The 21,046-nt window shown below is 65.0% G+C and carries 19 protein-coding genes and 1 tRNA gene; 13 read left to right on the forward strand and 7 right to left on the reverse strand.

From position 1 onward, the window contains the following. Positions 1 to 53 precede the first annotated feature (53 nt). Both AC3RCC_RS23325 and AC3RCC_RS23330 read left to right on the forward strand, forming a co-directional pair. Positions 54 to 572 (forward strand): DUF4142 domain-containing protein, encoded by a 519-nt coding sequence (locus tag AC3RCC_RS23325; RefSeq protein WP_492256743.1) that lies wholly within the window; start codon positions 54 to 56, stop codon positions 570 to 572. Beyond that, complete coding sequence (locus AC3RCC_RS23330) at positions 572 to 907, forward strand: cupredoxin domain-containing protein (protein ID WP_291636715.1); 336 nt, start codon at positions 572 to 574, stop codon at positions 905 to 907. The genes AC3RCC_RS23325 and AC3RCC_RS23330 overlap by 1 nt, the downstream gene beginning before the upstream one ends. A 46-nt stretch (positions 908 to 953) precedes the next feature. Here AC3RCC_RS23330 and AC3RCC_RS23335 read toward each other — a convergent pair whose 3' ends face one another. From AC3RCC_RS23335 to AC3RCC_RS23350, 4 genes are all read right to left on the reverse strand, one after another. Beyond that, positions 954 to 1,223, reverse strand: coding sequence for a DUF6460 domain-containing protein (locus AC3RCC_RS23335; RefSeq protein ID WP_492256744.1), 270 nt, complete (start codon positions 1,221 to 1,223; stop codon positions 954 to 956). A 226-nt stretch (positions 1,224 to 1,449) separates the two neighbouring features. Further along, positions 1,450 to 2,127 (reverse strand): response regulator, encoded by a 678-nt coding sequence (locus AC3RCC_RS23340; protein ID WP_291636719.1) that lies wholly within the window; start codon positions 2,125 to 2,127, stop codon positions 1,450 to 1,452. Positions 2,128 to 2,419: 292 nt separating this feature from the next. After that, positions 2,420 to 4,051, reverse strand: a complete 1,632-nt coding sequence (locus tag AC3RCC_RS23345; RefSeq protein WP_492256745.1) for a cisplatin damage response ATP-dependent DNA ligase — start codon at positions 4,049 to 4,051, stop codon at positions 2,420 to 2,422. After that, positions 4,048 to 5,106, reverse strand: coding sequence for a ligase-associated DNA damage response exonuclease (locus AC3RCC_RS23350; protein ID WP_492256746.1), 1,059 nt, complete (start codon positions 5,104 to 5,106; stop codon positions 4,048 to 4,050). Before AC3RCC_RS23350 ends, AC3RCC_RS23345 begins: the two co-directional genes overlap by 4 nt. A 57-nt stretch (positions 5,107 to 5,163) precedes the next feature. Here AC3RCC_RS23350 and AC3RCC_RS23355 point away from each other — a divergent pair, with 57 nt between their 5' ends. The 7 genes from AC3RCC_RS23355 (at position 5,164) to AC3RCC_RS23385 (ending at position 14,437) form a co-directional block, all read left to right on the forward strand. Then, positions 5,164 to 6,099 (forward strand): class I SAM-dependent DNA methyltransferase, encoded by a 936-nt coding sequence (locus AC3RCC_RS23355; RefSeq protein WP_492256747.1) that lies wholly within the window; start codon positions 5,164 to 5,166, stop codon positions 6,097 to 6,099. Between the two features lie 105 nt (positions 6,100 to 6,204). Further along, on the forward strand, positions 6,205 to 8,694 hold the full coding sequence (locus tag AC3RCC_RS23360; RefSeq protein WP_492256748.1) for a ligase-associated DNA damage response DEXH box helicase: 2,490 nt from the start codon (positions 6,205 to 6,207) through the stop codon (positions 8,692 to 8,694). A gap of 17 nt (positions 8,695 to 8,711) precedes the next feature. Continuing rightward, positions 8,712 to 9,401 carry a ligase-associated DNA damage response endonuclease PdeM gene (pdeM, locus tag AC3RCC_RS23365; protein WP_291636727.1) on the forward strand — a complete coding sequence of 230 codons (690 nt, stop codon included), beginning with the start codon at positions 8,712 to 8,714 and terminating at the stop codon, positions 9,399 to 9,401. A 204-nt stretch (positions 9,402 to 9,605) separates the two neighbouring features. Beyond that, positions 9,606 to 9,680, forward strand: a tRNA-Thr gene (locus tag AC3RCC_RS23370). A gap of 79 nt (positions 9,681 to 9,759) precedes the next feature. Beyond that, positions 9,760 to 11,358 (forward strand): DUF6538 domain-containing protein, encoded by a 1,599-nt coding sequence (locus AC3RCC_RS23375; protein ID WP_492256749.1) that lies wholly within the window; start codon positions 9,760 to 9,762, stop codon positions 11,356 to 11,358. Positions 11,359 to 11,489: 131 nt separating this feature from the next. Then, positions 11,490 to 12,902 carry a DNA cytosine methyltransferase gene (locus tag AC3RCC_RS23380; RefSeq protein WP_492256750.1) on the forward strand — a complete coding sequence of 471 codons (1,413 nt, stop codon included), beginning with the start codon at positions 11,490 to 11,492 and terminating at the stop codon, positions 12,900 to 12,902. Positions 12,903 to 13,129: 227 nt separating this feature from the next. Continuing rightward, positions 13,130 to 14,437 (forward strand): hypothetical protein, encoded by a 1,308-nt coding sequence (locus AC3RCC_RS23385; protein WP_492256751.1) that lies wholly within the window; start codon positions 13,130 to 13,132, stop codon positions 14,435 to 14,437. Between the two features lie 441 nt (positions 14,438 to 14,878). Here AC3RCC_RS23385 and AC3RCC_RS23390 read toward each other — a convergent pair whose 3' ends face one another. After that, positions 14,879 to 15,133 carry a hypothetical protein gene (locus tag AC3RCC_RS23390; RefSeq protein ID WP_492256752.1) on the reverse strand — a complete coding sequence of 85 codons (255 nt, stop codon included), beginning with the start codon at positions 15,131 to 15,133 and terminating at the stop codon, positions 14,879 to 14,881. A gap of 20 nt (positions 15,134 to 15,153) precedes the next feature. Then, entirely contained in the window at positions 15,154 to 15,465 is a 312-nt protein-coding gene (locus tag AC3RCC_RS23395) for a hypothetical protein (protein ID WP_492256753.1), read from the reverse strand. Between the two features lie 360 nt (positions 15,466 to 15,825). Between AC3RCC_RS23395 and AC3RCC_RS23400 the strand changes: the two genes are divergently transcribed. The 3 genes from AC3RCC_RS23400 to AC3RCC_RS23410 are packed head-to-tail and all read left to right on the forward strand — an operon-like array spanning position 15,826 to position 18,975. Beyond that, the gene (locus AC3RCC_RS23400; RefSeq protein WP_492256754.1) at positions 15,826 to 16,212 is read left to right on the forward strand and encodes a hypothetical protein; all 387 of its coding nucleotides are present in this window, start codon (positions 15,826 to 15,828) and stop codon (positions 16,210 to 16,212) included. Then, on the forward strand, positions 16,209 to 18,521 hold the full coding sequence (locus AC3RCC_RS23405; RefSeq protein WP_492256755.1) for a relaxase/mobilization nuclease domain-containing protein: 2,313 nt from the start codon (positions 16,209 to 16,211) through the stop codon (positions 18,519 to 18,521). The genes AC3RCC_RS23400 and AC3RCC_RS23405 overlap by 4 nt, the downstream gene beginning before the upstream one ends. A gap of 1 nt (position 18,522) precedes the next feature. Continuing rightward, positions 18,523 to 18,975, forward strand: a complete 453-nt coding sequence (locus AC3RCC_RS23410) for a hypothetical protein (RefSeq protein ID WP_492256756.1) — start codon at positions 18,523 to 18,525, stop codon at positions 18,973 to 18,975. An 849-nt stretch (positions 18,976 to 19,824) separates the two neighbouring features. Here AC3RCC_RS23410 and AC3RCC_RS23415 read toward each other — a convergent pair. Then, complete coding sequence (locus AC3RCC_RS23415) at positions 19,825 to 20,196, reverse strand: hypothetical protein (protein ID WP_492256757.1); 372 nt, start codon at positions 20,194 to 20,196, stop codon at positions 19,825 to 19,827. 117 nt (positions 20,197 to 20,313) lie between these two features. Here AC3RCC_RS23415 and AC3RCC_RS23420 point away from each other — a divergent pair, with 117 nt between their 5' ends. Beyond that, the gene (locus AC3RCC_RS23420) at positions 20,314 to 20,706 is read left to right on the forward strand and encodes a Rap1a/Tai family immunity protein (protein ID WP_492256758.1); all 393 of its coding nucleotides are present in this window, start codon (positions 20,314 to 20,316) and stop codon (positions 20,704 to 20,706) included. The last annotated feature ends 340 nt before the right edge of the window (positions 20,707 to 21,046 follow it).

Consider the following 21,046-nt stretch of genomic DNA (forward strand, 5'->3'; position numbering starts at 1 on the left):
ATCGAATGGCTTGCCGGGGCGATCGATGCCCCGGCAAGCCACGGAGCCACACCATGTCCAGACTGCTCGTTCTTGCCGCCGCCCTCGCGATGACGACCGGCGCGGCCTTCGCCCATGATTCGCAGCTCAGCGATCCCCAGATCGCCCATATCGCCTATACGGCCGGGCAGATCGATGTCGACGCCGCCAAACTCGCGCTGGCGAAGACGAAGAATGCCGAAGTCCGGGATTTCGCCGAGCTGATGGCCCACGACCATGCCGCGGTCAACGAGAAGGCCCTGTCCCTCGTCAAGCGCCTCAATGTGAAGCCGGAGGCGAATGGGACCAGCGCGGGCCTGACCAAGCAGGCGGCGCAGGCCGAAAAGCGTCTCAGGAAGCTTTCGGGGGCGGCTTTCGATCGCGCCTATGTCGCCAACGAAATCGCCTATCACCGTACGGTCAACCAGGCCCTCAGCACGGCGCTGATCCCGGGCGCGCATAATGGCGAGCTCAAGGCGCTGCTCGAAAGCGGATTGGCGCTGTTCACGGCGCATCAGACGCATGCCGAGCATCTCGCGCAGACGGTGAAGTGATGGCGCCCCTTCCTTCCCGGCGCAGCGCATTGCTGACGATCGGCGGTACCATCATCGCACTGGTACGGCCGGCGCGGGCCGAGCCACGCAGCCACGCGGTTCTGATCGACAAGATGAAATTCGGGCCGATGCCGAGCGAGGTCCGAGTCGGCGACAGCATCTCCTGGATCAATCGCGACCCCGTCCGGCACACGGCGACGGCGCGCGACAAGTCCTTCGATGTCGATCTTCCGGCGAGTACCGAAGGCCGCTGCACGGTCACCAGGGCCGGCGCCGTCGATATCATCTGTCGCTTCCACCCCGGCATGACGGCAAAGCTCGCCGTGCTGCCGTGACCTGCGACGATCGACCGGAGGTCGCAGAACCTCCGGTCACCCCCGCCTAGCGCCGCGAGGCGAAGAGCCGGCTGATCAACCAGAGCGGTATGACGATCAGCGCGCCGGCCACCGCCCAGCCGCCGACCTCGCGCACCGCGCCGAAGCCGAGATTGCCGAGCGAGCGCACGAAGCGCAGCGCACTCTCATAGAGCCCGGTCGGCGACAGGCCAAGAAAGGCCATCGCCGCGCCGACCAGGAGCGAGATGAAGAGCAGGCGCACCAGGACGCTGAGAACGGAGCCGCCGAGAAAGCGCTCGATGCCGCCATTGGCCATGCCGAAATCTCCTCTGGATCGACCCTGCGAGATAAATCAGCCCACGCTTGAACCGGGCCTGAACCTCGCCGTCAACTGATCCGTGTCCATTTTGCTGCCCTCATCCTGAGGAGCCGCGTAGCGGCGTCTCGAAGGATGCATCAGGAGGCTCTGGAACCGGCTGGAACATCCTTCGAGACGCGATCTGCGATCGCTCCTCAGGATGAGGTCTCGTTCGGTTCAAGCCTCAGCTCGTCGCCGAAGCCCCCGCGGCAGCCCAGCCGGCGCCGGCGATCTTCGCGGCCGCGATCACCGCCTGGGTGCGGCTGTCGACATCGAGCTTGGTCAGGATCGCCGAGACATGCGCCTTGACCGTTGCCTCGGAAACCCCGAGCTCATAGGCGATCTGCTTGTTGAGCAGCCCCTCGGACAGCATCATCAGGACGCGCACCTGCTGCGGCGTCAGAGTCGCCAGGCGCCGGACCATGTCGGCGGTCTCGTGATCGACCGGCGCGGAGAGATCGACGCCCGGCGGGGTCCAGACCCCGCCATCGAGCACGGCGCGAATCGCCTCGCCCATCTGCGCGACCTCGGCGGTCTTCGGCAGGAAGCCGAGCGCTCCGAATTCGATGCAGCGGCGGATCACCGCCGGATCGTCATTGGCCGAGACGACGATGACCGGAATCTCGGGATGGGCCGCGCGCAGGAAAAGCAGGCCGGAAAAGCCCTGCACGCCGGGCATGGTCAGATCGAGCAGGATCAGGTCGAGATCGGCGGCCTCGGCCAATGCCTGGCCCAACGCCTCGAGCGAGCCGACCTCGCTGACCTCGGCCCCCGCCAATGCATGCGAAACCGCCTGGCGCAACGCGCCGCGAAACAGCGGGTGGTCGTCCGCGATCACGATCCGTGTCGGATGCCCGCTCATCATGCCCTCCACGCGCCGAAGCCCGGCGAGATGCCGGCGCGATTCCCCCAGAACGTTCAAGGCCCGCAACTCCAAGCTGTCAATGGCCAATGGTCAGCAAGGATGGCCGGAGCCCGAAACTCGACGGATTCGTCGCCTTCCAGGCCCGATCTGGCGCCGCCCGGGAACGCCGGAGAAGCTCCGGACGACTTATAGCATCGGACCGAAAAGTGGATTCCGCTTTTCGGAAAACTCCGATGCGATAGCACTGAGATAGATCACCGTGACTGCGTCCGAACGGACGCGCGGCGATCTAGCCCGGCAGCAGCGCCTCCAGCGTCTCGATCCGGTCGGCCTCGCCCGGCGGCTTGTCCCAGCGGATGCGGCTGATCCGGGGAAAGCGCATGGCGAGACCGGATTTGTGCCGCGTCGAGCGCTGCAAGCCCTCGAAGGCGACCTCGAAGACGAGGCCGCTCGACGGGGTGTGGGTCACCTCGCGCACCGGACCGAAACGATTCTCCGTGTTCTTGCGGACATAGCGGTCGATCTCGATCAGCTCCTCGTCGGTGAAGCCGAAATAGGCCTTTCCCACAGGAACGAGCTCGTCCGCGCCTGTCTCGCCGACCCGCCAGACGCCGAAAGTATAGTCGGAATAGAAGGAGGAGCGCTTGCCGTGGCCGCGCTGGGCATACATCAGCACGCAGTCGACGAGCCGGGCATCGCGCTTCCACTTGTACCAATAGCCCTTCGGCCTGCCCGGCAGATAGGGCGAATCAAGCCGCTTGAGCATGCAGCCCTCGACGGCCTCCGCATCGCCTCCAGCTCCGGCGGAAGCAGGATCGGCGCGGGCCACCGTCAGCTCTTCCCAGCTGGCAAACGGAATGCGCGGCGAAAGATCGAAGCGCGTACTCCCCAGCCTGCCGAGGAAAGCTTCGAGCCGGACGCGCCGCTGCGTATAGGGCAGGCCGCGCAGATCCTCATCGCCCTCGGCGAGAAGGTCGTAGACGCGGATATGGGCCGGGAATTCGGCCAGCATCTTTGCGGTCACCGCCTTGCGGTTGAGCCGCTGCTGCAGCGTGTTGAAGCTCTGGACGACGCCATCGCGCATCACCAGCAACTCGCCGTCGAGCGCGCCGTCCTGCGTCAGCGCCTCGGTGAGATCAGGAAAGGCACCGCCGATCTCCTCGCCGGTGCGGGAATAGAGCCTGACGGTGCGGCTGCCATCGGGCCGCCTGCCGGCGACCGCCTGGACGCGAATACCATCCCATTTCCATTCGGCGGCGAATTCGGCCGCGTCGAGCTTGTCGAAATCGCCGTCCTCGATGGCATGCGAGAGCATGACCGGCCGGAACGGCGCAGGGTCTGTCGCCTCGGGACGCGGCGCCCTGCCCTCGAGCCAGGCGAAGAGCGCGGTATAGGGCGGCTCGAGCCCATGCCAGACCTGCTCGACCTCGTCGGCGGGAATGCCGCCAAGGCTCGCGGCGGCGGTCTTGGCAAGGCGGGCCGAGACGCCGATGCGCAGGGCGCCGGTGATCAGCTTGAGCAGGGCCCAGCGCCCGGTCTCGTCGAGCGCATCGAGCCAGGAGGCGATCAGGCGCGGCATCTCGGTCTTGCCGGACTTTTGCAGTCCGGCGACGACATCGGGCAGATGCGGCACGTCGTTGGCGCCATGCCGAGCCGGCCACATCAGCGCGACCGTCTCGGAGAGATCGCCGACATAGTCGTAGGAGAGCGCGAAAAGGACAGGATCGGTGCGCTCGGCGATCAGCGCGCGGATCAGGCCGGGCTTGGCGTTCTGGAAGACCAGCCCGCCGGTCATCGCCGCCAGCGCATAGCCGCGATCGGGATCGGGCGTGGTGCGCAGATAGTCCGCGATCAGCGCGAGCTTGCCGTTGCGGCGCGGCTCATAGGCGAGGCGGTCGAGCAGCCAGGCGAAGCGGTTCATGCGGACGCCTCCGCCGGCCTAGCCTCGGCTTCGGCTTCGCCCTCGTCGCCATAGCCGACGAGATGCAGCGGCATGCCCTTGAGCCCGACGGTGCCGCACCAATGCGCCAGCGCCTCGGCCTCGCCATGGGTGATCCAGATCTCGCCGGCCTGGACCTCCCGGATCGTCGCCTGAAGATCGTCCCAATCGGCATGGTCGGAGATGATCAGCGGCAGCTCGACGCCTTTCTGGCGGGCGCGGGCCCTGATCCGCATCCAGCCCGAGGCGAAGGCGGTGACCGGATCGGGGAAGCGGCGCGACCACAGATCCTGGATGGCGCCCGGCGGGCAGATGACGATCTCGCCGGCCAATGGCTTGCGCCCCTCGGCCTTGCGTTCGCCCGGCTCGATCTTGCGGATCTCGCCGAGCGGAATGCCCTCGGCCTGGTAGAGCTCGGTGATCTTCTCGACCGCGCCGTGGATGTAGAGCGGCCGCTCGTAGCCGGCCTCGCGGATCAGGGCCGTCAGCCGCTGCGCCTTCCCCAGCGAATAGGCCCCGACGATATGGGTGCGCTCGGGAAAGAGCCGGACGGAATCGAGCAGCTTGGCGGTCTCGGCGCTCGCCGACGGATGGCGGAAGACCGGCAGGCCGAAGGTCGCCTCGGTGATGAAGATGTCGCAGATGACCGGCTCGAAGGCCGCGCAGGTCGGGTCGCGCTCGCGCTTGTAGTCGCCGGAGACGACGATCCGCAGCCCCCTGGCCTCGACGACGATCTGGGCCGAGCCGAGGATATGGCCGGCCGGGACGAAGCGGAAATCGACCTCCCCGATGCGAGTGGTTTCGCCGGGCACCGCCACCTGCCGCGAGCCGGTGAACGCCTCGCCATAGCGCAGCGCCATGATCGCCAACGTCTCTGATGTCGCAAGGACCGCGCCATGGCCGGGGCGCGCATGATCGGAATGGCCATGGGTGATCAGTGCCCGCGCCACCGGACGAACGGGGTCGATATGGATATCGGCCAGCGGGCAGTAGAGCCCGGCCGGTGTCGGAATCAGCAGATCGGAAGGCTTCATCATCTGGCCTGTGTCATGCACCTCCGTTAAACCCGCAGCATGATCGAAAAGGGCAGCAGCGTGTACTCCGCCAGTTCCGGCGACGATCGTCTCGACCGCCGCTATGCCTGGGCCGAGGAGGCCTTGAAGGCCGGCGATCCGCAGGCGGCGCTCGACATCCTCGATCAAACGCTCGCCGAGAACTACGGTTTCACCGCTGCCTGGCATCTCTATGGCCTGGCCCAGGAGGCGCTCGGGCACAATGAGGAGGCCGCGACCGCCTGGCGGCAATATCTCGACCTCGATCCGAGCGACCGTCTCGGCGCCAGGCTCGACCTCGCTCGCATCGGCGCGCTCGCCGCCGAGCAGGCGACCTCGGAGTGTTTTTCAGGCGCGCTGTTCGACGGTTATGCCGAGCGCTTCGACAGCCATCTCGTCGGCAAGTTGCAATACCAGGGCCCGGCATTGCTGAAGCAGGCGCTGGTGCGCCATTGCGAACAGGCCAGCGGGCCCTTCCAGTTCGGAACCGCCCTCGATCTCGGCTGCGGCACCGGCCTGATGGGCGAAGCCATCCGCGCCGAGACAGGGTTCCTCGCCGGCTGCGACCTCTCACCCCGAATGATCGCCAAAGCGCAGGCCAAGAGGCGCGCCGATGGCAGCCCGCTCTACGACAAGCTCGCCACTGCGGACCTGACCGCCTTCCTGGCGAGCCGGCCCGACGCATCGGCCGATCTCATCGTCTCCACCGACGTCTTCATCTATCTCGGAGACCTTGCTCCGAGTTTCCATCAGAGCGCGCGCGTGCTCAAAACGGGCGGCCTCCTTGCCTTCACGGTGCAGAGTCATCAGGGCACCGGCATCATTGTCGGCCGGGATCGTCGTTTCGCCCATGCCGAAGGCTGGATCAGGGAAGCGCTCAGCCAGGCCCGGCTGAGACCCATGCTGGTCGAGCCACAGAGCGTCCGCATGGACCGCGGCGAACCTGTGCCGGGGCTGATCGTCGTCGCGGAGCGCTGAGGCCGACGTCCTCACGAAATTGTCGGGCCGCCGCTGCGCATCGCCCCAGAATGAGGCGAGCCTACCGTTCCCTTTTCGTTCGACAAGGCCTATCTCTGTCGGCGCATGGACGCGGTCGCCTCCCCCCTTCCCCCTGCCTTCTCGGCTTGGTTCGCCAGCCGCGGCTGGAACGTGCGGCCACATCAGCTCGCGCTGCTGGAAGAGGCCCGGGCCGGGCGCTCGACCTTGCTGGTCGCACCGACCGGCGCCGGCAAGACGCTCGCCGGCTTCCTGCCCTCGCTGGTCGAGCTGACCGAGCGCGGCGGCGCGCGCGAGGGGCTGCACACGCTCTATGTCTCGCCGCTGAAGGCGCTCGCCGTCGACATCGCCCGCAATCTCGAAACGCCGATCCGCGAGATGGGGCTCTCGGTCAAGGTCGAGACCCGCACCGGCGATACCTCGCCGGCCAAGCGCGCCCGCCAGATCGAGCGCCCGCCCGACATCCTGCTGACGACGCCCGAGCAACTCGCGCTCCTGGTCTCGCATCGCGATGCGAAACCATTCTTCGCATCCTTACGCCGGGTTGTGCTCGACGAGCTGCACGCGCTGGTGACCTCCAAGCGCGGCGACCTGCTCTCGCTCGACCTCGCCCGCCTGCGCGGCCTCGCGCCGAAGATGAGCGCGGTCGGCCTCTCGGCGACGGTGCGCGAGCCCGCCGATCTCCAGGCCTATCTCGGCGGCTCGGGCACGCCGTCCGGCCTCGTCACCGTCCAGGGCGGCGCGAAGGCGCAGATCGGCATCATGGCGACCAGCCGCCGGCTACCGCTCGCCGGCCACATCACCGCCCATGCCGTCGACGACATCTATGCCGCGATCCGCGCGCACAGGCTGACTTTGGTCTTCGTCAACACCCGCATGCAGGCCGAATTCATGTTCCAGGCGCTGTGGCGCGTGAACGAGGAGACGCTGCCGATCGCACTGCATCACGGCTCGCTCGATGTCGGCCAGCGCCGCAAGGTCGAGGCGGCGATGGCGGCCGGGAAGCTGAAAGCCGTCGTCTGCACGGCGACGCTCGATCTCGGCATCGACTGGGGCGATGTCGACCTCGTCATCAATGTCGGCGCGCCCAAGGGCGCGAGCCGGCTGATGCAGCGTATCGGCCGCTCCAACCACCGCATGGACGAGCCCTCGCAGGCGCTCCTCGTGCCGTCGAACCGCTTCGAACTGCTCGAATGCCGCGCCGCGCTCGATGCGGTGGCGGAGGCGGCGCAGGACACGCCGGAGCCGCGCATCGGCGCGCTCGACGTGCTCGCCCAGCATGTGCTCGGGGTCGCCTGCTCCGACGGCTTCGAGCCGGACGCGCTCTATCGGGAGGTCCTGACGGCCTCGCCCTATGCCGATCTCAGCCGCGCCGATTTCGACGCCGTCGTCGATTTCGTCGCGACCGGCGGCTATGCGCTGAAGAGCTATGAGCGCTTCGCCAAGCTACGCCGTGGCAAGGACGGGCTCTACCGGGCGAGCAACGCCCAGACCATCCAGCAATACCGGATGAATGTCGGCACCATCGTCGAATCGACCATGCTCAAGGTGCGGCTCGGGCGCTCGCGCCCGGCGCGCCCCGGCGGCCAGCAGATGCTCAGCCGCGGCGGACGCGTTCTCGGCGAGCTCGAGGAGTATTTCGCCGAGACGATGACGCCCGGCGACACCTTCATCTTCGCCGGCGAGGTGCTGCGCTTCGAAGGGATCGTCGAGAACGAGGTGGTCTGCTCGCGCACCGCCGCCGGCACCGATCCGAAGATCCCCTCCTATGCCGGCGGCAAGTTCCCGCTCTCGACCTTCCTCGCCGCGCGCGTGCGCACCATCCTGGCGACGCCGAAGGAATGGGCGAAGCTGCCGGACGAGGTCTCGTCCTGGCTGCATGCGCAGCGCCTGAAATCGCGCCTGCCGAAGCCGGGCGAATTGCTGGTCGAGAGCTTTCCGCGCGCCGGGCGCTTCTTCCTCGTCGCCTATCCCTTCGAGGGCCGTCTCGCCCACCAGACGCTCGGCATGCTGCTGACGCGACGGCTGGAACGGGCGCGACTGAGGCCGCTCGGCTTCGTCTGCAACGACTATGGCATCGCCGTCTGGACGCTAGGCGACATGGCGGCGGCGATCGCGCGTGGAGCGCTCTCGCTGGACGAGCTCTTTTCGCAGGACATGCTCGGCGACGATCTCGAGGAATGGCTGGCGGAATCGGCGCTGATGAAGCGCACCTTCCGCTCCTGCGCGGTGATCGGCGGCCTGATCGAGCGGCGTTTTCCCGGCCAGGAGAAGAGCGGGCGGCAGGTCACGATCTCGACCGACCTGGTCTATGATGTGCTGCGCCGGCACCAGCCCGACCATGTCCTGCTGCGCGCCGCGCGTGCCGACGCCGCGACCGGCTTGCTCGATATCGGCCGTCTCGGTCAGATGCTGACACGGATCAGCGGGCGAATCGTGCATCAGCCGCTCGATCACGTCTCGCCGCTCTCGGTCTCGGTCATGCTCGAGATCGGGCGCGAGGCGGTCAGTGGCGAGGCGGCCGACGAGATCCTCGCCGAGGCGGAAGCAAGCATGCTCGAAGAGGCGATGGCGTGAACCTGGCGACGAGAGAGATGACGGGCGCCGCGGCCGAGGCCTCCATGCTCGGCCGGCTCGCGCTTGTCCCCGATCTCTCCGGCGCGCTCTACCTGCCGGATGAGCGCACTCTCGTCGTCGCCGACCTGCATCTGGAGAAGGGCTCGGCCTATGCCGCTCGCGGCGTCCTGCTGCCGCCCTATGATTCGGCCGCGACGCTCGCTTTGCTGGGTGCGGCGATTGCGCGCTACCAGCCGGCGCGCGTGATCGCGCTCGGCGACAGCTTCCATGATCGCGGCGCCGAAGCGCGGATCGACGACAGCTGCCTTGCGAGCCTGCGCGCCCTCCAGGCCGGCCGCGACTGGCTCTGGATCAGCGGCAATCACGATCCTCAGATCTCGGCCGCGATGGGCGGCACGGTGCTGGACGAACTCGAAATCTCCGGTGTCGCGCTCCGGCACGAGCCGAGTCACGCGGCGACACGTCCGGAAATCGCCGGGCATCTGCATCCCGCCGCCAAGGTCCGGATGCGCGGCCGGGCGCTGCGCCGGCGCTGCTTCGTGCTCTCCGCAACGCGCTGCGTAATGCCGGCGATGGGCGCCTATGCCGGCGGCCTCAACGTCCGCGACGCGGCCTTCCGGCCGCTGTTCGGGCTCGGGCTTTGCGCCCATATCCTCGGCGATGGCCGCCTCTTCCGCATCGACCAGCGCCTGCTGCTGCCCGATTGAAGCCGCGCGGCGGCGCGGCACGCTGCGATCTGCGGACAGAGAACCCCTCCTCACCGGCAAGATTCCACAGCCCTTCAAATTCAGACACAGGGATATGCGCGGAACAGGTTGCGTCGGGGCGGGGCTTGTGGCATCAGGACGCCGCTTCGGAACGACGCGGCGCCGGCAAGCCCTTCAAGGGCCGGGCGCAGACGGCACGATCCTGCTGCGGTAGCTCAGTGGTAGAGCACTCCATTGGTAATGGAGAGGTCGAGAGTTCAATCCTCTCTCGCAGCACCAGCCCATCGCGTTGAAATCGCGAAATCTTTTGAAATATAAGGACTTCTGGCCGCCCGACTGGTACACAAGGGTGGTACACATGGTCCTTGCGATGACTCGTCCGTTTCGACACCCGGAAACCGGAATTTTCTGGTTTCGAAAGCGCGTCCCGGCTGGCTTGCGGGTCGTCCTCGGAAAATCTGAGGAGAAGCTCAGCCTTCGGACCCGGGACCCAGCCGAGGCAAAGGTGGCGCACGCCCGCGTATCCTCCGAAGTCGAAGCCCGGTGGCGGCAACTCTTAGAAGGCGCACAATCACTATCCCATCGGCAGATAGAATCCATCGCAGGCGCGATCTATCGCGAGATGGTCGAGGCTCATGGCGACAATCCGGATCAGGTTCCGGGTGGTGTCTCCAGGCTGCTGATCGACCAAGCCTTTCTCCGGCCGAAGTCGGCACGAATTAGCCTCGCGGGTACCAACCTGGAGAAGAGCCGCGCGCTACTCAATCATCTGAAAACGGCGCGCAACGCGAAGTTCGTCGACGAATGGCTCAGCCGGCACGGCCTGATGCTTACGCCCGAAAGCCGCGAGAAACTTGGTGCAGCCGTGGACCGCGCTGTGCTTCAAGCCCGTGAGCAGCTCTACCGGATGGCAAACGGCGACTACCGGCCGGATCCTGACGCCTCGCGCTTCCCTCCCCTCGAAGTACCTGGCAGCAAGCCCAAGGCACGCCCCAAGGCGACCCCTCTCGCAATCTTCGACAGCTATGCGAAGGAGACGGAGCTCACACCCGGCACAATCAAGCGATGGCGTCCGATTCTTGCTGGAATGGAAGCAGAAATTGCGGATATGACGACGCTCTCTCGCGAATGGGTTATCGATTGGAAGGACAAGCTTCTCGAACGTGGCCTCGACGCCAGAACCGTCAGCCAAGTTTATCTTGCGGCCCTTAAAGCAGTCTGCACCTGGGCTGTCGCGAATAATCGCATGCCCGCCAACCCGGCCTCCGTGGTGACGATAAAGGTCCGGAAGAAGGCGCAACTTCGCGAAAAAGGGTTCACCGCCGCCGAAGCCACTAGGATTCTCGTGGCGACACTTGCACCACAACCCCGGGGGCTCAGCACTCACTACCGGGCCGCACGGCGATGGGTTCCGTGGCTCTGCGCTTACACTGGCGCTCGTGTCGGCGAGATCGCGCAGCTTCGGCGCGAGGACGTAAATGATCGCGGTGGCATTCCGGGAATTCTGATCACCCCAGAGGCTGGAACAGTAAAAACCAATGTGTCCAGATGGGTTCCCTTGCACCCGACCTTAATCCAGCAGGGATTTGTGAAATGGGCAGCAGCCAAATCCCCCGGCCCTCTTTTCGTTGACATGCGTCTTCACCGAAAGGGCTCCACGCCGCCCGCGGACCGCGTCGGGCAGCACCTATCGAGCTGGGTCCGAGAAGACATCAAGATCACGGATGATAACATCGCGCCGAACCATGGGTGGCGGCATCGATTCAAGACATGGTCTCGCCTTCATTCAATACCGAAAGAAGAGGTTGACCATATTCAGGGGCACTCGCCCGCCACCGCAGGCGATGCTTACGGCGACCACCCGCCAGAGGTGATGCTCCGAGAAATCAAGAAACTTCCCGATCTTCTACCCTCCATTATGGAGCTTGTGTCAGAAACCGCCGCAGATCGCGAGTAGGAGATAGAGGACTAGCGTGCTGCATTCTGCACACCCGTCCGAGATTGCCTCATAGCCCCAAGCCGCGAGTTCATGAATTTGTAGCTCGTGGCCGGGTAGTGAAAGTTTTTCACTACCGGGGCTGGCGGGCGATGCGACTGATCGAGCTGTTTTGTGGCGCGGGCGGCATGTCGCTTGGCTTCAAGCGCGCCGGGTTCACGCTCCTCCGCGGGTATGACTTCTGGGCACCTGCGTTGGCGATCCATGAAGCGAACCTGGGTAGTCGGCTGAGCAAGTTGACGGGTGTCAGGAAGGCGCACCATGCGAACCTCGGAAGCCACGACGAGGAGATGCCGGACCTCGGCGACATCCTGACGCTCGCGCCCAAGATTGCGGCTCTCACTCCAGATATCATCGTTGGCGGCCCGCCCTGTCAGCCCTGGTCGGCAGCGGGAGTTCGACGTGGCGAAAGCGACGCACGAGCGAAATTGACTAATTCCTTCATGGTCATCGTCGCCACCGCACGCCCGAAATATTTTGTGATGGAGAATGTTGACGGGCTTCGCCGATACGGCATTTTCGAGCGCATGAAGACGGTTTTTCGTAGAGCGGGCTACGGGCTGACGGAAGACATCCTGGATGCTTCCCATTACGGCGTCGCCCAGAAGCGGAAGCGGCTTATTCTCGCCGGCTGCCTCGGCGAGGCGGACGGTTGGCTTCTGGATCACCTTGCTGCGGCGAAGTCCGAAGCTCCGATGACGGTCGCTGACATCCTCGGCCCGGAGTTCGGCAAGCTCTATTTCCGGCGCGGCCATGATGCCGGTGAACGACGCTCGTTGTGGCGGGCCTGCGAGGCGGCCCCTTCGATCACATCGACATCGCGAAAGCGGGCAGGCCAGGACGGCTATTCCCTGCGGGCTGCGGACATCGAAGTGATCGAAAGGCTTACCGAAGCGGACCGGGCCCAGGCCGTTCGGCTTTTCTGGCTAACACCAGGAGGCATGAGCAGCGCTGGAACAAGGCGCGCGGACAAGCCCGCTCCAACGATTTCTCACGGTGTACGGGCCGCGCCGGGGCCGAGCTACAAGCCGAAGGCCGGGGACGTCGTCGATCACGAGAACTTGCCCATCCCGACATTTGAACAGCTTTCACTACTGGGGGGCTTCCCGCCCACCTGGGACTGGTCATCCGTCCGCTCCGAAGCCGCGCGCATGCAGGCTCTGGCGAATGCGGTCCCGCCGCCTCTCGCAGAGGCAATCGGCCGCTGCATCATGGCGCATTCGAAAGGCGAGCGGCCCGTCATTGAGATGGAGGTGCCGCCGGCCTTCAAGTCTTGGCTCCGAAAGTCGAAGAAGCTGACGCCGACGCGGCGGACCCAGGTCCTTTCAGAGTTCAGGGCGGTTCAACGCCTTCTCGGCAAGCGCGTCTTCGACGGGCTCGAGCCCGCGCTCGCTGCCCTGGATCAGATGCCGGATTTCCGCAACCTGAGCGCTGCCCGGAAATCCAATCTTCGCGCGGCGGTTCGCCTCTACGCCGAGTGCTCCGACCAGTATTCGGGGAAGTGACACAGGCGCCGCGTGACAAGTCGATCGCCCGAAACGTCAGTGTCTATCGGGCTTTTCGAGTTTCTGTCCCGTTTTGCCTTATTAGATTAGGGTATGTCCCTTGACGGCCGAGCCGATCGGCCAAACCCTCTAAGGACAGACCGCGCGGGTTGTGTCCGGGCGCGGTTTCGATCGGGTTGGATGAGGTTGACGATGATCGGCGGCCGCGCCTGCGTCAAGCGACGCGCATGAGCATCGCGCCGGAGGCCTTCGAATGGCTCAGGCACGAAACCTATGCCCATGCCCGAACCTGCGGCGATGATGCCCGTCGGTTCGAGCCGTTGCGTGAATGGTGCCTTGGGCGCTTGGCCGCGTGGCTGTCGCAGCACCCGGGACGCGCGGAGATGCCAACGGGCCAGCTCCATGCCACGGCTTCGAGCGTCGCGCGATATGTCGCAGATAACCATCGGCCGCAACGTCGCCGCGCCGCACCACGGCGGACCCGCGACCACCGGGCAACCGAAGAAGCCCTGATCACCACCTTCCGGGAGATCACCCGAAATCCGACCGTGCGGAACGTCGCATCCGTCGCCGACCTGTCGAAGACCAAAACCGGCAAGCTGCTTGTGCGGCAGGGCATTGCCCCGAAGAGGGAGGCGAAGGCCGCAGCGCTCAAGCCGACCGCCCGCAGGGTTCTCAGCCTGATCGAGCGTGTCCAAGGCCACGACGGCGATCGATCCTTCGCTCTGGACGACCTCGCCGGGCAGCTTTGGCCGCGAGCGACCGACGAGGCCCTTCGCCGTCAGCATCGCAAGCGTATCCGCGACGCCCTGCGTGAGATCGCTGCTAGCGGGCTGGGGCTCCATGCCGAAATCTCCACGACCCACGTCTCCATCCGTCGCGGGCGTCGCTGGAAGCCGGGCGAAGGCGTTGCCGCAGTCACGGCCGCCGCGCTGCGGCCTTCGACGCCCCTTCGCGAGATCCTGTCCACCGCGGTTGTCGGCGGGAACTTCTGGGGTTCTGTCGAGATTCGCAGGATCGTCGGAGCGCTCCGGATCGCGAGCGGGGAACGCCTGCCCTTCCACGATCTGCACCTATTCATCAAAGCGCACACCGATATCCAGATAATCGATCCGACGCCCCTCGCGCGCCTGCTCTGGCGCGCCTTCGATCCGTGCAATGGCGACGATTTGGCCGAAGAGCAGATGTGGAGGGATGCTGCTCGGCTTCGCCGGGAGGACGATCCGGTCCGCAAGCGACTTGGCAACGATCTGCATCAACTCGCCAGCAGCTTCAGACTGCTGCGTGAGGACGGCCGCTGGGAGCGATGCGCTTACGACTGCCTCGGGACCGTGCTCCGGGAAACGGGCATCCGCCGCGGCAGCGATCTCGCAGGCCAGCAACGTATCGACCACCTGCGACAGCTCTTCGACAAGCTCTGGCACGAAAATCCGGAGGCGAACGTCAAAGCCGCCCTGGCGCTGTGCCAGCGGCTGGCCGAACAGGAGGCCGCAGGGCTTTGGCAGGCACCGGACTACTCCGACGTTCCATTCTGAAGTCGAGCCGGGTGACGGCGGGCGGCTGCGCAACCCTGGCCAGCTTCGCCGCCCGCCGCTCACGTTGTCGGCAAAACGAAACGGGGCGGCCCGAAAGCCACCCCGCTATCCACCTATGCGGCGGTCGATTCTGCGCATGCAGATGAGCTTTCGCTCGTTTCAATCCACCCTGCCGAGGCAGGGACAGGAAACGGTCGATGGACCGCTTCCGGAACCGCCTGTTCGGCGGAAAACTCCCCTCAAGGGGAACCAGAACTGGTCAAGGAGAAACGACCGAAACCGCTTTCCCTGTCTTCCAACCCCTCCAAAAGGGGACCAGAACATCCGCCTGTTCGGCGGCAGACCCCTGCGAATGCAGGGAACGCCTGAGCTACTCGATGCGGGCGTCTCGGCAAGTACGCGTTCAGAGAACTCGTAAGTCACCGGTTGACCCCTGAAAAATCAGGGAACGCTCGCTTTCGCCTTCGGCGTACCGACGCCGTTTCCGTCGTCGATAGAAAAATGATGAAACGAGCCGAGACAGGAATCAATACCGAAGCGATCATCGTAGTTAATTTTTTCATTACGACAGTTCACTGGCGTAATGTTGTAAAGTGATCCCAAGTCGGCGCTTTGGGATCGCTTTGAAACATTGATTTCTTTATGCTGGATGATGACGACTGCGGGCAGGGACCGTCCTGGTTCCGGGTTGCTCATCGCGTTTGCGGCACAACGCCTCAGCAGGCCGACGCAGTCAGGCGAGCAATAGCCTGCTCCGCCTTGCGCATGGCTTCGATCAGGGTTTCACCGGCAGCGACCTCTTCGTTGTGCTGCCATCCATGCCCGAGAGGCTGGGATACGAAGCTGCTCCACCGCCCCGGTTTCGATCGTTTGACGCAAGCATGCGCACAGCTTCCCTCTGTGAGCACAGTCAGCCACCAGCCGAAGCGGCTATCCCGCCACCGAGCTTCACCGGCAGATTGATGCTTCGGGATCGACATGCCCGGATCACGCGAAAGCCCGGAGGATTGGATGTTGCCTTTCGCCATGTCATGCTTCTCCCGCGGCGACGCCGTACGCCGCCATGACCTTCCTGGCGGGCTCGCAGGCCGATGGGAGCCCCTGGCCTGGAGCGAAGGTAAACACTTCGCTGGCGTCGCGATCGGCTTTGAACCCTTCCCCAGATTCAACCGCCTTCTGCCCCGCAGGGCATCCTTTCCGGGTAGCCAAAATCACCCCCGGTTGCGCGCCACCTGCATCAGTCGAAATCACCACGGGTTGCCCGAATTCCGCCGGTGATCGACGCTGAGAAAGCCAGCCGTGGTGATTTCAGGCTCCGCAGAAATCTCCAAGCTGGTCAGGGGAGGGCGAAGCCTCCCCGTGAACCCCACCCGCGGCGGAGCTCGCGCATGGAACGAAACAGAAACATACCCGTCAGCGTGTACGTCCGGCTCAGGCCGGAACTAGCGAGAGCACTCGATGCGGCGGCAGCCGAAGTCGATCTCTCGCGCGCTGGTTGGGTCCGCCGCGTCATCATCCAAGCCCTTCCGAATGACAGTGAACTGACTTCACTGCCGCCGTCACTGCCGCGACGACCGATAAGAATCCCATCTGCCGACCTTGCCGAAGTCAGCCGCCTGTCGGCATCGCTTTCGCGCACCGGCGGCGCGGTGGTGCAGATGACCAAAGCCCTCCGACAGACCGACAACCTCTGTCACGCTGATGCCGAGGAAGTCCTCACCGAACTCCGCGCCGTCCAGCGCGAGGTCGGACGCCTCGTTGGCAGGCTCGCGTGATCGCCGGCGCGACCCGCGGTTCCGGCGGCCCCGCCTTGGCCCGCCATCTCCTGAGCCGCAAAGGGGGCCAGGAGGTCCACGTTCTCGACGCTCGCCATCTCGCAGCGGCCGATCTTGGCGGGCAGCTTCGCGAACTCGTCGCCGCCGCACGGCACGGTCGAACGGATCGTCCCGTGCATCATATCCATGTCGATCCGCCCCCGGGCGCCGACGCGGATTCCGTCACGAAGTTCTTCATGACAGCATATGAGAAAGAATTCGGCCTTCAGGATGTCGCCTATTGCGCCGTGCGACACATCAAGAACGGCCGAGAACACGAGCATCGCGTCTACTCATTGGTGCAGCCGGACGGAAAGGTCGTTTCCCTAAGCCACGAATACGCCCGCCGTGAAAAAGTCTCCCGCCTCACCGAGTTCGAATTCGGACTGCCCTGGACCAAGGGCAAGCACAACCGCGCCGTCATCGCCGCCCTCCGGAACGAAGGTCGCGACGACGTAGCCGAGGCTATGACAACGGCAGGTCTCCATGAAGGCCGCCGCCCCGTCGCCGTGCTGTCTCCGCGGGAACGCGCGCAGGCCGAGCGCACCGGCCTTCCCGTTGCCGATGTCCGCGCCATCGCGCTCGCCGCCTGGCAGGCGTCGGATTCCGCCGTCGCGTTCGAGGCTGCCCTTTCGGATCGCGGCTTGCGTCTCGCGGCAGGCGATCGCGGGGGAGTGCTGCTCGATCTTTCCGGAGCGGCCCACAGCCTGACCCGCACCTTGTCCGCCGCTGCCCGCGCCGAGGGCAACCGGATCACCGCCGCCACCGTCAGGCAGCGATTGGACGACCACCTGTTACCAACGATAGAGGAGGCGAAAGAGCATGCCCGAAGAGCAGCAACCGAACCCCGCCAAGCTGATCTACCAGGAAGCCCGCGGAGCCCACGAGACGAGCCAGCAACTTCTCCCGCTGCTCGCCCTTCTCGAGGAACCCGAGGGCTCCGGGGCGCTGGACGAACTCAAGACCTTGCTCTCGACGATCGTGCAGATTCTCGGTCAGCACTCGGCGGCCCTGGAGCAGATCAAGGCCAGCGTAGGCGGTCGACTCGGCGGGGTGAATCCGACCGCGTAGCGATCGAGCGCCTGCGTTCGCTCGACCTCGCACCGCTCCGGGCTCAGGCGAAATCGATCCGTCTCGCGCCTGTCCGGCAGGCCGTTTTCGATCGTTCCGCAGCGCAAGCCCTGGCTCGCATCGACATCCGCGACACCAGCGAGGCCGCGCATCGGGTCGCGGCCGGCAGCCATGAGCCGCATAGTCATCAGATCAGCAGGGAGGGAACCACCGTGAAGGGAATTCGAGGATTCAGGGGCCTTCGCCCGCATCACCGTCAGGACTTCAAGTCCAAGCTTTTGTCGGAGGCCGTTCCAGACTTTGACAGCGCGGCCTGGGCCGATGATCTGCATCAGATCAATCGTGGTCCCAAGACCCGCATCCAGACCCGTGACCGGGGTTGGGTCGAGATCGACCCCAGGGAGGGCATCATTCGGACCTGGGGCAAGCGCGGCCGCGCCGCGGCGCTCGCCGAGGCAATCGGTGAATCCCAAGGCTGGCATGTCGAATCCCTTCGCCCGACCGGCGACCTTCACGCTTCCGGAGAGCAAACCGCCGCTCGTCGGTCGCCCGATGACCTGGCAACATGGTGGCGTGAGCGAGGCTACGATGCCGTGCCCGATCAAGACGGTGTGTGGGTCGATGTGGGTTCGAGTGCCCGTATCCAGGACGTTGGCGATCAGATGCGCCTCCACGGCCCGCTCACACCCGAGGCTGCCCGCGCCCTGGTGCTCAAGGCGTCGGAAGCCTGGGGTGGCGACGCCGAGCTATCAGGTCCATGGAGCCAGCAGGACAAGGACGCGCTTTGGCTGGAAGCCCAGCGCGCCGGCGTTCGCCTCGGCTCCTGCGAACCTTCGGCGAAAGCGCGAGCCGTATGGGAAGCCGAGACCACGGAGGCGGCCCGACGCGCGGACACCGTTGGCCTGGTCAAGGCGACGACCGGCCCGGCCCGACTTCTTCTCGACGCCGCTGCGGGCGATGTCTCCGCGCTTGCAAAGCTCGATCCCGATCTTCGCGCATTCGTCTCGCGGTTCCTGGACGACGACCAGCGTTCCGAGCTGGCCAAAGCGGACCTTGCCGACCTCATTCCAGAGATGGCCCGCTTTCGCGCATTGGGCGCCGACGAGCGCGCCCGCGCCGAACGCGATCAGAAGCCTCCGAAGGTGATGGTCGATCCGCTCGATATGGCGCCGCCGCCCGCATCGGCTCCGGGGCTCTAACGTGGATCGCGACGCCGTTCTTCTCCGTCGTTACGTAGTCCGTCGTTCGAGCGGCGCTTTCCCATGCCCGGAATACGCGCGCCGGATCGAGATCGCGGGCGTCGGATTCGCATGGCAGCGCTGCGACGAGCACGCTGCCAACGAAGCAGATCGATGGAAACGAATGCGAATTCCCGGACGATCGTGGTGTCCGGTCCTCGGCAACCGCCTCGAAATCGCCCAGGACGAGATGCTGCAATTCTTCTTCACGACCGCGGCCGACGACGATTGGTTCCGGCTGGAGCAGGACGTTCGTCGGCATCCCTGGCGTTGTCTGTCCGAATGGCGCGCGGCCGGCAAGCGCCTGGTCGAAGCCGCCCAAGCCGCAGCAGCCGGGCATCGTGCTCCGGGGAAGCTCTCTGGCTGGCCCGTTAAGCGCGGAACCGGTCCGCGCTCCCTTGCCCCGGAACGTTGATCCGAATCCCACGATGGATCACCCCGCCCGCCCCCGACTTGAGCCTGCACGGCCTCGCTACGGGTTTGTTTCAGTGTGGAAAGGCGTCGGAATGGGCCTGAAACTACGAATCCGCTGACCAAGCCCAATTGTCGTCGCGATCGGCCCCGCTGCCCTCGCATGGTCGTACGCCCCCGAATCCCTGCCGCGATCTTCCGGGCATCGTCATCGTGGACGTGAACGGGCCGAGGCCCGCCCGGTCGCGCCGATCTCAATTGCCATCATAGGTCGGCGGCTGTTCGCCAGAAGACGTGCGGGACGCTCATCGCCTTCCAAGCTGTCGATGATTGAAAGCGCCGCATCGATGACGACTGCACAGATCGGCGTCATCGTGTTGCCAATTCTCGATGATCGTAGACCAACGCAAATTGGCCTAGTTGCCGACGCAAGGCCCGGTACGGCCCGGGCAGCCTCCGAATCTGCCTGGCGCGGGTGCTCCAGCGCCCGGTGGGCGGTATCGGTGGTTGGGTACAGTGTCGATCCAACTACCTTTGGGATTGGAACCCTGGAGAGTTTGGGTCACCGGGTCCTCGGTGCGCGAGGTAGGGCCACCGCCTCCTCCATCGAAGATCGCTTTCCTTTGTCCTTGTGCAGAGGCCTGGAAAGTCAGAGCGAACATCAAAGCTGTCGCAGTTGCGGCCACACGGATCATATCAGGACCTCTCACTAGAACGACGATAGAGCGGCTTGAAGGCTCGCAGCGGAGGGGACGAAGACGCGCGATCTGACGAGCGGTTGCATTTGGCATCCCCAAGGCGAAGGCGATCAGAATGGTCTGATCGAACTATGGAGAGCTCATCCAGCGACGCATCACCCCGCAGGGTGACGATTGACGAGTTGCTCGAAGTCGCCGAGGGCCGCCTCAACCTGGGTCTTCAGATCGCGGCCGACTTGAACCGACGTTGTCGCTTCGGAATTCTCGATGGCATCCACAACGATCTGGATGTCGCGCTTCTGGAGGCGAAAGCCGGGCTTTCCGGGATAGGTCTCGATGTTCTCGGAGCCCATCGTGACGACCAGCGCCGGCAGGTCCTCGGGCCGGAACGGCGCGTCGACGACCTTGTGGACGCGGCCGTACACGTCCGGGATCGCGGTGATCAGCCGGGCGACAATGGCTTCCTGGATCTGAGAATGAATGTCTTGCAAACGCGCCGCCCGCTGATCGTGGAGATCGAGATCCACGAGCGGGCGTTGGCAATTCAAACCGACGGTCGGCATCACCCAGTAGGGTGATGCCGACGACCTATAGGCAGGTCAGTCTGCGTGCCGGCGACGCATTCTGAGACATGGCCCAATCTGATGAGGACTGCACTGCTGGTCGCGACCGTCATCGGCGCGCTCGTATCGCTGAAAGCTTCCGCCGACGACCGCCCCTGGGCGACCCGAGGCTTTATCGACGACTGCCGCGCCTATACCGGGATGATGAGGCCGGATCCGATCGGGCCAACCACCTACGACACCGTCTTCGGCTCGGGATTCTGCTACGGGGTCGTCGAAGGCATCGTCTCGACAATCAGCAGAGATTTCGCGTGCGTCCCAAAGGGCCGGTCCACACGCGAACACATCGCCACCCTTATGAAATTCATCGATCAGTACCGGGAATCCCTGGACCTAGACAAATCCGGCGCGGCGTCGGTCGTCGTCCAGGCGCTGGTTGTCGAATACCCCTGCCCGGCGGAAAATAAGAACTAGTGGTAAGGAAGCCAAAATGGCCAGATCAACAAAGAAGTACGCGATTGCATTTGCCTCGATTCTTGCCGCGCCGGCGATCTCTGTATGCAACATGTCGGCACGTGACGCTCAGATTATTAGCGCAGCCATTCAGACGGTGGCTGCGTTTGAAAGCGACGAAACACCTTCGACCTCAATCTATATCGATGGACCGAGTTCTGCGCCGACACCATCAATTTACAATGCGCCAGCGCCTACACGAACATCGACCACATATTCAAATGCAACATGTTCATGGAACACCTGTGGATGGCGACGATAGATTGCCTGCAACGGATTTGCACGTCACCCAGTCAAGTGT

This window comes from Allobosea sp. GW823-FHT01F03 (genome assembly GCF_058798075.1).

What these genes read in the sequence shown, in the direction of transcription:
- AC3RCC_RS23340 (WP_291636719.1), bottom strand. Translation starts at nt 2,127, where the DNA reads ATGAGCGGGCATCCGACACGGATCGTGATCGCGGACGACCACCCGCTG.
- AC3RCC_RS23330 (WP_291636715.1), top strand. Translation starts at nt 572, where the DNA reads ATGGCGCCCCTTCCTTCCCGGCGCAGCGCATTGCTGACGATCGGCGGT.
- AC3RCC_RS23420 (WP_492256758.1), top strand. Translation starts at nt 20,314, where the DNA reads ATGAGGACTGCACTGCTGGTCGCGACCGTCATCGGCGCGCTCGTATCG.
- AC3RCC_RS23325 (WP_492256743.1), top strand. Translation starts at nt 54, where the DNA reads ATGTCCAGACTGCTCGTTCTTGCCGCCGCCCTCGCGATGACGACCGGC.
- AC3RCC_RS23390 (WP_492256752.1), bottom strand. Translation starts at nt 15,133, where the DNA reads ATGAGCAACCCGGAACCAGGACGGTCCCTGCCCGCAGTCGTCATCATC.
- AC3RCC_RS23350 (WP_492256746.1), bottom strand. Translation starts at nt 5,106, where the DNA reads ATGATGAAGCCTTCCGATCTGCTGATTCCGACACCGGCCGGGCTCTAC.
- AC3RCC_RS23335 (WP_492256744.1), bottom strand. Translation starts at nt 1,223, where the DNA reads ATGGCCAATGGCGGCATCGAGCGCTTTCTCGGCGGCTCCGTTCTCAGC.
- AC3RCC_RS23375 (WP_492256749.1), top strand. Translation starts at nt 9,760, where the DNA reads ATGGTCCTTGCGATGACTCGTCCGTTTCGACACCCGGAAACCGGAATT.
- AC3RCC_RS23395 (WP_492256753.1), bottom strand. Translation starts at nt 15,465, where the DNA reads ATGGCGAAAGGCAACATCCAATCCTCCGGGCTTTCGCGTGATCCGGGC.
- pdeM (WP_291636727.1), top strand. Translation starts at nt 8,712, where the DNA reads ATGACGGGCGCCGCGGCCGAGGCCTCCATGCTCGGCCGGCTCGCGCTT.
- AC3RCC_RS23380 (WP_492256750.1), top strand. Translation starts at nt 11,490, where the DNA reads ATGCGACTGATCGAGCTGTTTTGTGGCGCGGGCGGCATGTCGCTTGGC.
- AC3RCC_RS23385 (WP_492256751.1), top strand. Translation starts at nt 13,130, where the DNA reads ATGAGCATCGCGCCGGAGGCCTTCGAATGGCTCAGGCACGAAACCTAT.
- AC3RCC_RS23345 (WP_492256745.1), bottom strand. Translation starts at nt 4,051, where the DNA reads ATGAACCGCTTCGCCTGGCTGCTCGACCGCCTCGCCTATGAGCCGCGC.
- AC3RCC_RS23360 (WP_492256748.1), top strand. Translation starts at nt 6,205, where the DNA reads ATGGACGCGGTCGCCTCCCCCCTTCCCCCTGCCTTCTCGGCTTGGTTC.
- AC3RCC_RS23400 (WP_492256754.1), top strand. Translation starts at nt 15,826, where the DNA reads ATGGAACGAAACAGAAACATACCCGTCAGCGTGTACGTCCGGCTCAGG.